This window comes from Christiangramia aquimixticola, assembly GCF_048285835.1.
GTDB lineage: Bacteria > Bacteroidota > Bacteroidia > Flavobacteriales > Flavobacteriaceae > Christiangramia > Christiangramia aquimixticola.
The window spans coordinates 116-385 of record NZ_JBLVTL010000051.1 but is presented as its reverse complement, the minus strand read 5'-3'; the positions used below and the strand labels follow the sequence as shown (position 1 = coordinate 385).

The window sequence follows — 270 nt, the reverse complement described above, 5'->3', positions numbered from 1 at the left end:
TGAGATTTGATCCGGAGTACGAAAAGGTGTCCAGAAAATTCTATGAAGATCCGGAGTACTTTGCTGACGCTTTCGCAAGAGCTTGGTTTAAACTGACTCACCGCGATATGGGACCTAAGGCCCGTTACAAAGGTCCTGAAGTACCTGCTGAAGACCTGATCTGGCAAGATCCAATCCCTGCAGTAAACCATCCTTTGGCTGATGCAGCGGATATCGCTGGCTTGAAAGCCAACATCTTGGCTTCCGGCTTGACCGTAGCTGAGTTGGTTT

At 48.9% G+C, this 270-nt stretch carries 1 pseudogene; it reads left to right on the top strand.

Annotated elements, in window-relative coordinates:
• A pseudogene (locus ACNKXV_RS13450) lies at positions 1-270 on the top strand (catalase/peroxidase HPI); the annotation flags it as partial.